The sequence below is a fragment of the Polaromonas sp. genome, assembly GCF_013817205.1.
GTDB lineage: Bacteria > Pseudomonadota > Gammaproteobacteria > Burkholderiales > Burkholderiaceae_C > Polaromonas.
This window is the reverse complement of record NZ_JACDDD010000096.1, coordinates 1-13,006: the sequence shown is the minus strand read 5'-3', so window position 1 is coordinate 13,006 and position 13,006 is coordinate 1. Positions and strand designations below refer to the sequence as shown.

The window sequence follows — 13,006 nt, the reverse complement described above, 5'->3', positions numbered from 1 at the left end:
GTGCGATACGAAAAGCTTGACCGCAGCTTTGTCGCGCTGAACCACTTGGCTGCATCCATCATGGCACTACGCAAGATCAAATTGGACGTAAATATTATTTACGGATAGGTTCTTATTCGGCGCGCTCATGGCCGGCAACCAGTTTGCCAAGCAGCACACCGAACTGCTTGCGCTCGGCAGCACTCAGGGGCCCCAGCAGGCGCGTCTGGACTTTGCTGACAGCGCGTTTCATCTGCAGCGCGACTTTCTGACCTTCCGGCGTCACCCACAGCAACTTGCGGCGCCTGTCGGCGGGGTCGGGCTCGCGCAGCACCCAGCCCTTGGCCTCCAGACGGGCAATCACCGAGCCTGAGGTGGCGGCATCAAACGCCACCCTGCCGGACAGGGTGATCTGGTCTTCTCCTGGGTCGTCCATCAGTGCGTTCAGTATGGCGAACTGCACCGGCGTGACGTCATAACCGGCAGTCTCCTCCATGAAGAGTGCAATCGACAACTGGTGAGCGCGCCGGATCTGATGCCCGGGTGCCTCACTGAAATTGAAACTTCTAGCCATGGCCCGAGTTTAAGGGAGCGCCGAAGAGGTGCTCGCCAAAGCGGCGACCGGGCAGCAGCGGCTGGCCCAGCGCTTCCAGGTTCAGGGTATGTACCATGCAGGCAAATGATAAGTATACTTATGATCAAGGTTCAGATGACCTCTGAATCCCCCACCCCGTGACATCTCCCCTTCCCATCCTCATCGCCGGCGGCGGCATAGGCGGCCTGGCTACCGCGCTGGTGCTCGCGCGGGATGGCCACGCCGTGACCGTGCTGGAGCAAGCTGCCAGCTTCGGCGAAATCGGCGCCGGCATCCAGCTCGGCCCCAACATCTTCCGCATGTTCGCCTGGCTGGGCCTGACTGATGTGGTGAGCAAGGTGACCTTCTTCCCGCCGGGCCTGGGCATGAACGACGTGTGCACAGGTGAAAAAGTCGTCCGTGTCCCGCTGGGCGACATGGCGCGTGCCACCTATGGATTTCCCTATGGCGTGATTTATCGTGCCGACCTGCACCAGGTGTTTCACGACGCCTGCTCAGCGCAGGAGAACGTGACGCTGCGTACCAGCGCCAAGCTCGAATCATTCACCCAGTCAGGCAGCGGTGTGCGAGCCCAGCTCGCAGGCGGCGAAGTGATCGAAGGTGCGGCCCTGATTGGCGCCGACGGCATCTGGAGCAAGGTGCGCGAGGCGGTGGTGGGCGACGGCAAACCCCGCGTGTCCGGCCACATCGCTTACCGGGCCGTGCTCAAACGCGAGGACGTGCCGGCGCACCTCTGGAGCGACGACGTGCTGCTCTGGGGCGGCGAAAAAACCCACCTGGTGCACTACCCGCTGCGCCGCGGCGAGCTGTTCAACCTGGTGGCGGTGTTCCACAGCAACAAATACGACGAAGGCTGGAACACCTTCGGGGACAAAGCCGAACTGACAGAGCGTTTCGCCCAGGCCTGCCCCCAGGTGCAGGAACTGCTTGGGAAAATCGAGACCTGGAAGATGTGGGTGCTGTGCGACCGCGAGCCGGTGAAAAACTGGACAGACCGGCGCGTGACACTGCTGGGCGACGCCGCCCACCCCATGCTGCAGTACCTGGCGCAAGGTGCCGGGCAGGCGATCGAAGATGCGGTGGTGCTGCGCGAGGCCTTGCGCGCCACCCACGGGGACGTCGTTGAGGCCTTCCAGAAATACCAGCAGGCGCGCTACCTGCGCACCGGGCGGGTGCAACTGACCGCGCGTTTTTATGGCGACATCTATCATGCGGCAGGCGTACAGCGCGAACTGCGCAACCAGTTATTTCAAGGCGAAAAGGAAAGCGCCGGTTTTGCAGGTTTGCAATGGATGTACGACGGGATCGAACCGTCAAAACTGTTCAAATAGAACTCTTTCAAACTGGAGGATCGAATGAAATTGTCCAAACGCACTACGCTTTTGATAGCGGCACTTGCTCTGCCCATACTGGCTGCAGCCCAAACGGCTCCGAAAAAACCGGCTCCCAAAGAGACAACCTCCGCAGCAGGGGCGTGGCCGACCCGCACGGTCAAGCTGCTGGTGGGCTTCCCCGGCGGCTCCACGCCCGATATGGCGGCGCGTACGCTGGCTGAACCGCTGTCGCGCGCCTTGGGCCAACCCGTTATCGTCGAAAACCGGCCAGGCGCATCAGGCAACATTGCCGCCGATCTGGCTGCCAAGGCGACGGACGACCACACGCTGGCCGTCGTGATCAACGGCAACCTGACCTCGGCCAAGATGCTGTACTCCAAGCTGCCCTACGACCCCGCCAAGGATTTCACGCCGATCTCCCTGTTGACCACGGCACCGTTGGTGCTGGTGGCACCGATGGACCAGCCTTCCGGGACCGCCTTCTTCCTGGCGGCGCGCAACGGCGGCGACAAATGGAACTACGGCTCGGTCGGCAATGGGTCGGTCGGCCACCTGGGCATGGAACTGCTCAAGTCCACGGCGGGCAACCTGACGGCCGTGCATGTTCCTTACCAGGGCAACCCGCAAGTCGTCACCGCACTGTTGGGTGGCCAGATCCAGATGGCGCTGGTGCCACCGGGCATTGCACTGCCGCAGATCAAGGCCGGCAAGCTCAAAGCCATCGGCCTGACCAGCGGACGCAGCGCCCTGGCCTCGGAGATCCCGTCGCTGGCCGATGCCGAAGTGCGCAACTTCAACCTTGAGGTCTGGACCGCGCTGGTGGGCCCGGCCAGCTTGTCCAAGGCTGCGCAGACCCGCCTGGCCCAGGAAGTGCCGCGCATCATCCGCGACAACGACACGCGCCAGAAGCTGTTCAACCAGGGCTGGCAGGCCGTGGGCACCTCACCTGAAGGCCTGTCCAGCCGCATCCGCAGTGAGGCCGCCATCATGGGTGGCATCATCACGATGCGCGGCATAAAGATCGAGTGATTAATGCCCCCACGTTTGCGCACTGCGTGTCGCTCTCTGCCCCCCGAGGGGGCCGCTGCGCCTGCGGGCCGGCGGAGCCGGACCCGCGGCCCCTGCTTGAACTAAGACCAGTTCCATGACAGTTTCATCCAACGTGAACGCCATCACCGAGCCGGCACGTACGCTGCCGGTCTACGGCGAGTTCGACGTTGTTGTGATCGGTGGCGGGCCGGCCGGGCTGGCGGCCAGTGTCAGTGCCGCGAAGCACGGCGCGCGGACCTTGCTGGTGGAGCGTTACGGTTTTCTGGGGGGTATGGGCACGGCGGGCGGCGTCACCAATTTCGCCGGCCTGTATGGCCGCAGGAACGGCGAGATGCAGCAGGTGGTGCATGGCGTGGTGGACGACTTGCTGGAGCGTATCGATGCCCTGGGCGGACTGAACCAGCCGCAGGACGGGATGCTGGGCCGCATCCGTGTGCGCTCCTACGATGTTTCTGCGTACAAATGTGCGGCCGACCAGATGCTGCTGTCGGCCGGCGTGCACCTGTTGTTTCATGCCTGGGCGGCCGCTGTAGTGATGGACGGCCCGTGCATTGCCGCCCTGGTGGTAGAGACCAAGTCCGGCCGCCAGGCGATTCGGGCCCAACGTTTCATCGACTGTTCCGGCGACGCCGACGTGGCCTATTTTGCCGGTGTGCCTTTTGAACTGGGTGACGGCCACGGCAGCGCCTTGTTTCCAAGCACCATGTTCCGCATCGGCCATGTTGACGCCCCGCGCGCGCTGGCTGCAGTGGGGGAATTCAGCGCTATCAACAAGCTGATGGACGAGAGCGAATTGCGCGAGCCCGGCCGTTACCGGTTTGCACGCAAGGGCGCCATCCTGCGTCCCAACAAGAACCCAACCGAATGGCGTGCCAATGTCACGCAAATCCGCAACGCCGCCGGCATGGCCATGGACGCCACCGATGCCCGTCAGCTCAGCGAAGGCGAACTCGAAGGCCGGCGCCAGATCATGGAGTACTTCCGCTTCCTGAAGAACGAAGTACCCGGCTTTGAGCAATCCGCCATTGTCGATATCGCACCGCAAGTCGGCATTCGCGAGACGCGGCGGGTGTGCGGCGACTACGCGCTCACCGGCGAGGACATCCTGTCGTCCGCGCGTTTTGACGACGTCATCGGCATCAATGCCTGGCCGATGGAAATGCATGTGGACGGCGCCATCAGCTGGGGCTTTCCGCGTGACGAGCAACGCGCCTTCAACGACCTGCCCTGGCGCATGCTGACCAACAGCACTGTGCCAAATCTGCTGGTCGCCGGACGGTGTGCGTCCATGACGCACGAAGGGCAATCGGCTGCACGTGCCAGTGGCGGCTGCTTTGTGATGGGGCAGGCCGCGGGCACGGCTGCCGCGCTGCTGGCAAGCGGCCAGCTCTTTGCCGGGATCGACATCGCCATGCTTCAAGGTCAACTGTCGCAGGACGGCGCTTACTTCGACCGCTGAACCGATGGAGACTTCCATGGACAAGACCCCGGCTCCCGGCAGCGCACGCAAGGCGTTTTACGATGCCATCCGCGCGCAGCACATGACCCCCTTGTGGGAGGTGCTGCATGCGCTGGTGCCGCAGCAGCCGGCTACACCGTGCGTCCCTGCGTTCTGGGCCTATGAGCGGGTGCGTCCTTACCTGATGGAATCGGGGCGACTGATCACCGCCGAAGAAGCCGTGCGCCGCGTCCTGATCCTGGAAAACCCGGGGCTGCAGGGGCAATCGGCGATAACCCAGTCGCTGTATGCGGGCCTTCAATTGATTCTTCCGGGCGAGGTGGCGCCCAGCCACCGCCATACCCAGAGCGCGCTGCGTTTTGTGGTCGAGGGCAAAGGCGCGTACACCGCCGTCGATGGCGAACGCACCACCATGGCGCCGGGCGACTTCATCATCACCCCGAGCTGGACCTGGCACGACCACGGCCATGAAGGTCCGCTGGACAGCGCCGGGCCGGTGGTCTGGCTCGACGGCCTGGACATTCCCATGCTGCGGTTTTTTGATGCGGGCTTCGCCGAAAACCACGGCGAGCGCTCGCAGCCGGTGACCAAAGCCGAAGGCACCAGTTACCAGCGTTACGGCGCCAACATGTTGCCGGTGCGCTACGACGCGCCTTTCGGCCAGACATCACCTATCTTCAGCTACCCGTACGCGCGCACCCGCGAGGCGTTGCACACGCTGGAGCGCCAGGCGCCGGTGGACGACTGGGACGGCGTCAAATTGCGTTATGTGAACCCCGCCACCGGTGGCTCGCCGATGCCCACCATGGCCACTTTCATGCAGCGGCTGCCGACCGGCTTTGAGGGCAAGCCCTGGCGTCAGACCGACGGCGCAGTCTTCAGCGTGGTGGAGGGGCGCGGCAGCGTGAGCATTTCGCACGGCGACGCGCGGCAAGTGTTTGAATTCGGCCCACGTGACCATTTTGTGATTCCATCCTGGCACACGGCCAACCTGCGCTCGACGCCGGGCTGCGTGCTGTTCAGTTTTTCAGACCGCCCGGTGCATCAGGCACTGGGCATACACAGAGAAGAGAGGTTGTCATGAGCTTTGTATTTGCCCCGCCGCCCGTGGTGTCGGTACCTGTGGTGGGTACCCAAGACCGCTTCCCGGTGCACCGCGTGTACTGCGTGGGCCGTAACTACGAGGAACATGCCAAGGAGATGGGGTTCACTGGCCGCGAGCCGCCGTTTTTCTTTCTCAAGCCGGCGGACGCGGTGGTGGTTGTCGAAGCGGGACAGACAGGTGTGATCCCCTACCCCTCACTCACCAGCAATTTGCACCATGAGATTGAACTGGTGGCAGCCATCGGCACCGGCGGCAAGAACATCAAGGCGGCCGACGCATTCAAGCACATCTTCGGTTATGCGGTCGGTCTGGACATGACCCGTCGCGACCTGCAGGGCGAGATGAAAAAACAGGGCCGCCCCTGGTGCATCGGCAAGGCCTACGACCACTCTGCGCCCATAGGCCCGATTACACCTGCGGCCCAGGCCGGTGACATCACCAACGCAGAGTTGTATTTGCAGGTCGGCGGCAAGGACCGCCAGCGCAGCCATGTGTCCAAACTGATCTGGAACATCGCCGAGACCATCGAACACCTGTCGGCCGCCTGGGAGTTGCAGCCCGGCGACCTGATCTACACCGGCACCCCCGAAGGTGTGGCGGCGGTGGTCTCAGGCGACACCATGGTGGGCGAAGTCAAGGGGCTGGGGACGCTGACCGTCAAGGTGGCCTGATACCGGATCGTGTCGTGCGCGTTTTTCGCACAGCCGCTCCGATGATCGCGCAAATCCCCGGCCTCTTCGGGTAAGCCGCCTGCCCATCACGCACGCGGCCCCGGATAATCACAGCCACCGACCCTGTCCCCTGGCACACTTCCGGCCTGATTTAATGGGCGGCATGGCCGATCAACCCCGGAGACCCGTTTGAAAATCCTCGAGAACCTTGCCAAACTGTGCGCCATCATCGCTGGTGTGCTGCTGACCGGCATCACCCTGATGACTTGCGCCAGCCTGATAGGCCGCAATACCACCGGCGCTTCCATCGTCGGCGCATTTGAGCTCACCGGCGTCGCCGCGGGGGCGGCAATTGCGCTCTTCATGCCGCTGTGCCAGCTGCGCCGTGGCAACATCATTGTTGACTTCTTCACCGCGAAAATGAGCGATGCGGTCAACGACAAGCTGGACCGCTTCGGGACGCTGCTGCTGGTATTGATTTTCGGCTTGCTGGCATGGCGCACCACGCTGGGCGGTCTCAATGTCTATTCTGCCAATTCCGAAACCCAGATCATGGGGTTTCCGGAATGGGTGGTTTACGCCGCAATGGTGCCACCCTTTATCCTCACCGGCGTGATCGCGCTGCGCCAGACCCTGTTTGGTTTTGACAGCGCCGAAGCCGGGGAGGCAGCTATATGAGCTCACTGAGTCTGACCCTGTTGATCTTTGGCAGCATGCTGGCCCTGATGGCCCTGCGCGTGCCGATTGCGGTGAGCATGTTCGCAGCCGGCGCCATTGGGTATGTGACACAAACCGGCTGGGCGCCTTTTGCAAGTTTTCTCAACACCCAGGCCTTTGCCCGTTTTGCCGGTTATGACCTGTCGGTGATTCCCCTGTTCATCCTGATGGGGCACTTTGCCACAAAAGGCGGCATCAGCAAATCGTTGTTTGAGTTTGCCGCCGGTGTCATGGGTCGCTTCAGGGGCGGTCTGGCCATGGCTTCACTGCTGGCCTGCGCCGCATTTGGCGCGATCAGCGGCTCTTCGGTGGCCACAGCAGCGACCATCACCGGCGTGGCACTGCCCGAAATGCAACGCCACGGCTACTCGGGGCGCCTGGCAACCGGCACACTCGCCGCAGGTGGCACGCTGGGCATCCAGCTGCCGCCGTCGATTGTGCTGGTGATCTATGCCATCCTGACCGAGCAGAACATCAGCAAGCTGTTTGCTGCGGCCATCATTCCCGGCATCATCGCGATGTGTGGCTACATGATTGCTGTCGCCATCTATGTCCGTGTGGTGCCCGGGCAGGCGCCGGAGGTGGATACGGACCGCCCGCGCCTGACCTGGCACTCGGTGCTGGGTGTGTCGCCCATTGTCATCATCTTCCTGCTGGTCTTTGGCGGCATCTATGGCGGTTTTTTCACACCGACCGAAGGTGCGGCTGTGGGCGCGGCTTCCACCTTCCTGACGGCACTGCTCAAGGGCGAAATGACGCTGGAAAAATTCAAGGCCTGTTTTTACGGCACCGCCGTCAGCGCCGCCATGATTTTCCTGATTTTCATTGGCGCTGATTTGATGAATTCGGCGCTGGCGCTGACCCAGGTACCCAATCAGCTGGCAGCCGTGGTCGGCAGCTGGGGGCTCTCGCCGCTGATCGTGGTCGTCGCCATCCTGCTGTTTTATGTGCTTCTGGGTGCCGTCATGGATGAGCTTTCCATGCTGCTGCTGACGATCCCTATTTTCTTCCCGATGGTGATGGCGCTGGACTTTGGCATGGCGAAAGAGTCGGTGGCGATCTGGTTCGGCATCATGGTGCTGATGACGGTAGGCTTCGGCCTGATTGCGCCGCCGGTGGGTCTGAATGTCTACATCGTCAACGGCCTCGCCAAAAACGTGCCCATGGGCGAGACCTACCGCGGGGTGATGCCGTTTTTAATCAGCGACGTCTTCCGCACCCTGCTGTTCCTGTTTTTCCCCATCATTCCGCTGTGGCTGGTGGGGTTCATCAAGTAGCCCCCGGGTAAGCACTGAAAACCGATCGCTGCTTTTACCGTTAACTTCAACACCAAGGAGATTACCCCATCATGATTCAACGTCGCACACTTCTGAAATCCGGCGCTGCCGCAGCACTTGCCGCACCCGCGCTCAGCGGACTGGCACAGCCGGTGGTCACGCTCAAGTTTCACACCTTCATGTCGCCGCAGTCCAATGTCTGGCTGGCCATGCACAAGCCCTGGATGGAAAAGATCGAGAAAGAATCCGGCGGTCGCATCAAGTTTGAAGCCTACCCCGCCATGCAGCTGGGCGGCACACCGGTGCAGTTGTACGACCAGGTGAAAGACGGCGTGGTTGACGTCGTCTGGACGCTTCCGGGCAACACGGCCGGCCGCTTCCCGCGCGTCGAAGTCTTCGAGCTGCCATTCATGATGTCCAATGCCGAGGCAACCTCCAAAGCCTACTGGGAATATTTTCAGACCATGGCCCCGGATGAGTTCAAGGACGTCCAAGTGCTGGCGTTGCAGGTGCACGGTCCCGGCGTGATCCACACGGTGGACAAACCCATCAAGTCCATCAACGACATGCGCGGCCTCAAGCTGCGTGCGCCGACCCGCCAGGTCAACAAATTGATGGGCGTGCTGGGCGCCACGCCGGTCGGTATGCCGCTGCCACAGATTCCCGATGCGCTGAACAAGGGCACCATCAATGGCTGCGTGATTCCCTGGGAGGTGGTGCCCTCGGTCAAGGTCAACGAGCTCACCAAATACCACGCTGAATTCGATTCCGCCGGCGGCAGCCTGTACACCACCACATTTGTGATGGCGATGAACAAGGCCAAGTACAACGCACTGGCTCCGGATCTGAAGAAAGTCATTGACAACAACTCCGGCATGGCGACTTCTGCCTGGCTGGGCAAGACGCAACAGAGCAATGACGCGATCGGTCGCAAAAGCGCCAGCGATCGCGGCAACACGATCTATACGGTCAGCGCGGCCGAAGCGCAGGAATTCCGCCGCACCGCGCGTTACGTGGAACATGATTGGGTCGAAGACATGAACAAGAGGGGTTTCGACGGGAAGAAACTACTGGCTACCGCTCGCAGCCTGATCGAAAAGCATACCAAGAGCACTAAGTCCTGATCCCGGCGAAAACCGAAAAAAGGGGCTCCTGCGGGAGCCTCTTTTACTTTCAATCTACACTTGCCAGATGTACCGCAGCCCGATCAAGCATTGCAAAAACTGCGGCAGCGCAGTGATTTACCGGGTGCCTGACGACGGCGACACCAAAGAGCGTGCGGTCTGCCCGACCTGCGCCACCATCCACTACGAAAACCCACTGAACGTCGTCGGCACCGTACCGCATTGGGGCGACCGCGTGTTGCTCTGCAAACGCAACATTGAGCCGCGCTGGGGCAAATGGACTTTGCCTGCAGGCTTCATGGAACTGCACGAAACCACCTCACAGGGTGCTGCGCGCGAGACCGACGAGGAAGCCGGTGCGCAGTTTGAAATGGAATCGCTTTTCAGTATGCTCAACGTAGAGCGCGTCGGTCAGGTTCACCTGTTTTACCGTGCCAGACTGCTGAGCGACCAGTTCAAGCCCGGGCATGAGACGATTGAGGCCCGCCTGTTCACCGAGGCGGAGATTCCGTGGGACGAGATCGCATTCAAGACCGTGAAGACCACCCTGGAGTGTTACTTCGCTGACAGGCGCAAGGGTAGCTACAGCATTCATGTGCTGGACATCACCTGATTACACCGGCGTCGCGCGGCACTGATGCCGCCACACTGGTTGCTTTAACCTGGAAACCGCAGTTAACCACTTGCATCCGCTGACGAAGCCGCATGGGCGTAGACATTCGAGCCTACAACGGCATTCATCTTTTGGGTGACAGCGCTACGCACCCGATTGGGCCGCTGCGGCCACGCCTGGGGCGTTGTTCCGCCTTGCAGGCAGTAGCCTCCTGCGTTGTCAACCCTACCCAGACGCGCCCGCAACGACCCACTCGGGCGCATCCAACTGCGGTTTCTGGTACCGCAACCCGGAAGTAGCAAAACAAGATGAAAGTGATGGATTCGTGCCCAGGGCAAGGCGCAAGCCGCAGCGAAGGCTGTGCGCCTTCGCAAGGGTTGCAACGACGCCATGGGTGCGAAGGCGCGCTTTCATGTTTCGATACTTTCGGGTGCGGTACTAGGTTTAAACTTCTTCGTCGGCAGCGCCTTGCGGCCACGCCGCTCACCCCTCTTTTTCTTCATACTCCCGGAATTTCATGTTCAAAAGCGCGTCTTTTTTTCGCATCGCGGATGACTTTGTCCTCCCTCCACTTGAAGCGCTTGAGGAAAGTTTGCAGGCGGCACGATTTCTGCCATGCGGCGCCACCCAGGCCGAGTCCAGCGGCTGGGTGCCTCCGCGTGGAAACAGAAGCGCGGCTCTGGTTGAAAGCATCAGCCGGCAGATCATCGTTCGCCTGTGCACCGAACGGCGACCTGTGCCGGCTTCAGCAATCAAGGCAGCGGTGGAGGAACGCATTGAGAAATACAAGCAGGAAACCGGCCGTGAACGGGTCGGCGCCAAGATCAAAAAGGAGTTCAAGGAAGAAGTCCTGCTGGACCTGATGCCGCGCGCCTTCACCAAACAATCGGCCACAACGCTGTGGCTGGACCCCGTCAATAAATTTATCGTTGTGGACTCCGGCAGCCTGACTGGCGCGGACAAGGTGGTCAGCTTCCTGGTCGAAGCTCTCAGCAGCATTCCCGGTGCCGCCAGCCTCAAGGCACAACCCGTGCAAACCACCCAGTCGGCCGCTGCATCCATGGCGCACTGGCTGGCCAGCCGCGAGGCCCCGGTCGGCTTCACGGTGGACCGCGATTGCGAACTCAAGATGCCCGATGACGAAAAATCCACGGTTCGTTATTCGCGCCACACGCTGGAAATCGACGAGGTAGCAGAACACATCGCTGCAGGCAAGGTGCCGACGCAACTGGCCATGACCTGGAATGACCGCGTGTCCTTTGTTCTGAGCGATGCTGGGCAGATCAAAAAGCTCAAACTGCTCGACGTGGTACTCGACGGCGTCGGCGACAAAGGCAAGGACGACGACGGTTTCGATACCGATGCCGCCATCTTGACCGGCGAGCTGTCGGCCATGATTCCGGACATTCTTGAGGCGTTGGGGGGTGAGCTGAACCCCGAAACAGCCCCAAAACGCCCAACGACAGAGCTGGCCGGCGCGGCATCAAGCGTTTGAGAAATCCCGCAGCACGGCCATGAAAAAAGCCGGGCAAAGGATGCCGCCGTTTTTCAACGTGGCTGTACGGCAAAGCAGAAAACTTCCGCGCGGTGCAGTTCGCCAGGGGAGCCCACACACGCCCTCAGCCAGGCGCCGGCTTACCCGGACCTAGGCGGCGAGTCGTTCCATTTCAGACACGGCGTTGGACAAGGCGGCGTGCATGGGCGCTTGGCGATGGGCAAAGATATCTGCCAGCGCACGGTCGTACCAGAGCGTGCCTTCCTTCTTTGCGGTGAAGCGGTCAAACACGGCAGGCCCGACAGTGAGCAAGTCACCCAGGATGGCTCGCGCATTGTGAAGCTTGCCCACATCCGTGCAAAAGGTCATATACCTTCCTGACGCCACATCCAGGATGTCAATCTTCGGCAAATCCATCACTCAGCCTTTTGAATAGCGCAGAGGGAAGGATCCGGAACTCATCACCCTCCCGTTCTGACGCGGTAGAGCATATAACATAAAGCTGCATTTTTTGACGGCGGCGCTGCTATCTTCTGGTCAATCGCTTTCTAAGGCGACTAGACCTTGATTTACCAATGAAAAAGGCCTCTGAGTATCGCTACTTAGAGGCCTTTATCTTAACTACTGGTCTGTGAAACCGCTTGAATGATGGCTTGAAACCCGCATGGATAATGATGCTATCATTTTTGATTTTGAATTTGTACCCCCGTCTGTACCCCCGTTTTGGCTTTGATACCCCCTTGGGCTGTTCGCTGAATTTGATTTAATTTGATTGTTTTTCAAACGGGGAATTTTTTCTCCGCGTGAGATACGGTGTGGTTTCCAGCACGAGAAACCTCCAGACTTTTTACCCTCCTACCCTAGCATTATCCAAACCTCGGAATGTTGGCTGGACCCCTCTTTTTACTTGGAAAGTATCTTTGCGGCTTCCCGCTTCATCTCTGCGTCTCTCAGCCGGATCTGCTGCTGTTTAACAGCAACCTTTTCAACAACTCTGTTGTAGAGGCCCTCTTGGGTCTCGATATTTTTTACCAGCGCTTGAAAACGCATAGTGGCCGCCTCGTCGGCAAAAAAAATCCTGCCCCCTTGTAGCTTCATCTTGCCATCTTGCGTGTCCGCCCAGTTGAACAGGGCTTCCAGCGATTCTGCATAGGAAAGTTGGACAGCATCTAAGTCTTCAAAGAGTTCACTATTGTTACGCTTAGCGTTTTCCAGTCCCGCCAACCCTCCGCGCCTCATTTCGCCGGGTGGCACAGCGCTGACAAGCGATTCAGCTTGGGAGACCATGGAGGAAACCACGGAACGACGCTCAGCGAGTAGTGCTTTGAACTGCGCCACTTGGGCTTTTGACAAGGTGCGCAGGTTTTTATCTCCAACTGCGTCCACGGTCACAACCTTTGTCATGTCGATGGCCGCCATTCGTTCGATTACCTTCTCAAGTTTTGCCGTGTTTTCCGCTTGGTGAATCGCCCCGGGAATTGAGGAGGCTCCAACCTTTGAGAAGATGGAGCCATGAAGAAATCAAACAAGTTTTCCCCCGAAGTACGCGAACGCGCGGTCCGTATGGTGCAGGAGCACCGAGGCGAG

13 protein-coding genes and 1 pseudogene are annotated in these 13,006 nt (G+C 60.5%); 11 read left to right on the top strand and 3 right to left on the bottom strand.

The features are described 5' to 3' along the window. Nucleotides 1–108: pseudogene (locus tag H0W47_RS16725) on the top strand (IS5/IS1182 family transposase); the annotation flags it as partial. A gap of 4 nt (nt 109–112) precedes the next feature. On the opposite strand, the gene H0W47_RS16720 reads toward H0W47_RS16725, so the two are convergent. Beyond that, entirely contained in the window at nt 113–553 is a 441-nt protein-coding gene (locus H0W47_RS16720; protein ID WP_296926435.1) for a MarR family transcriptional regulator, read from the bottom strand. A gap of 158 nt (nt 554–711) precedes the next feature. On the opposite strand from H0W47_RS16720, the gene H0W47_RS16715 reads away from it, so the two are divergent. The 10 genes from H0W47_RS16715 to H0W47_RS16670 all read left to right on the top strand — a co-directional run bounded on the left by H0W47_RS16715 (nt 712) and on the right by H0W47_RS16670 (nt 11,419). Beyond that, nucleotides 712–1,905 carry a 3-hydroxybenzoate 6-monooxygenase gene (locus tag H0W47_RS16715; protein ID WP_296926433.1) on the top strand — a complete coding sequence of 398 codons (1,194 nt, stop codon included), beginning with the start codon at nt 712–714 and terminating at the stop codon, nt 1,903–1,905. A 24-nt stretch (nt 1,906–1,929) separates the two neighbouring features. Continuing rightward, entirely contained in the window at nt 1,930–2,937 is a 1,008-nt protein-coding gene (locus H0W47_RS16710) for a tripartite tricarboxylate transporter substrate binding protein (protein ID WP_296926430.1), read from the top strand. 115 nt (nt 2,938–3,052) lie between these two features. Further along, nucleotides 3,053–4,417 (top strand): FAD-dependent oxidoreductase, encoded by a 1,365-nt coding sequence (locus tag H0W47_RS16705; protein ID WP_296926429.1) that lies wholly within the window; start codon nt 3,053–3,055, stop codon nt 4,415–4,417. A gap of 16 nt (nt 4,418–4,433) precedes the next feature. After that, complete coding sequence (gene gtdA, locus H0W47_RS16700) at nt 4,434–5,501, top strand: gentisate 1,2-dioxygenase (RefSeq protein WP_296926427.1); 1,068 nt, start codon at nt 4,434–4,436, stop codon at nt 5,499–5,501. Further along, nucleotides 5,498–6,193 carry a fumarylacetoacetate hydrolase family protein gene (locus H0W47_RS16695; protein WP_296926425.1) on the top strand — a complete coding sequence of 232 codons (696 nt, stop codon included), beginning with the start codon at nt 5,498–5,500 and terminating at the stop codon, nt 6,191–6,193. The genes gtdA and H0W47_RS16695 overlap by 4 nt, the downstream gene beginning before the upstream one ends. 189 nt (nt 6,194–6,382) lie before the next feature. Further along, nucleotides 6,383–6,871 (top strand): TRAP transporter small permease, encoded by a 489-nt coding sequence (locus H0W47_RS16690; RefSeq protein WP_296926423.1) that lies wholly within the window; start codon nt 6,383–6,385, stop codon nt 6,869–6,871. Beyond that, complete coding sequence (locus tag H0W47_RS16685) at nt 6,868–8,187, top strand: TRAP transporter large permease (protein ID WP_296926421.1); 1,320 nt, start codon at nt 6,868–6,870, stop codon at nt 8,185–8,187. The genes H0W47_RS16690 and H0W47_RS16685 overlap by 4 nt, the downstream gene beginning before the upstream one ends. A gap of 71 nt (nt 8,188–8,258) precedes the next feature. Beyond that, nucleotides 8,259–9,311, top strand: a complete 1,053-nt coding sequence (locus H0W47_RS16680; RefSeq protein ID WP_296926419.1) for a TRAP transporter substrate-binding protein — start codon at nt 8,259–8,261, stop codon at nt 9,309–9,311. A 67-nt stretch (nt 9,312–9,378) separates the two neighbouring features. Then, nucleotides 9,379–9,924: an NUDIX hydrolase gene (locus H0W47_RS16675; protein WP_296926417.1), complete on the top strand. Its 546-nt coding sequence runs from the start codon at nt 9,379–9,381 to the stop codon at nt 9,922–9,924. A 517-nt stretch (nt 9,925–10,441) separates the two neighbouring features. Beyond that, nucleotides 10,442–11,419: a recombination-associated protein RdgC gene (locus tag H0W47_RS16670; protein ID WP_296926415.1), complete on the top strand. Its 978-nt coding sequence runs from the start codon at nt 10,442–10,444 to the stop codon at nt 11,417–11,419. 150 nt (nt 11,420–11,569) lie between these two features. Here H0W47_RS16670 and H0W47_RS16665 read toward each other — a convergent pair whose 3' ends face one another. Beyond that, nucleotides 11,570–11,836, bottom strand: a complete 267-nt coding sequence (locus tag H0W47_RS16665; protein WP_296926413.1) for a hypothetical protein — start codon at nt 11,834–11,836, stop codon at nt 11,570–11,572. 486 nt (nt 11,837–12,322) lie between these two features. Continuing rightward, complete coding sequence (locus tag H0W47_RS16660; RefSeq protein WP_296926411.1) at nt 12,323–12,838, bottom strand: hypothetical protein; 516 nt, start codon at nt 12,836–12,838, stop codon at nt 12,323–12,325. Between the last annotated feature and the right edge of the window lie 168 nt (nt 12,839–13,006).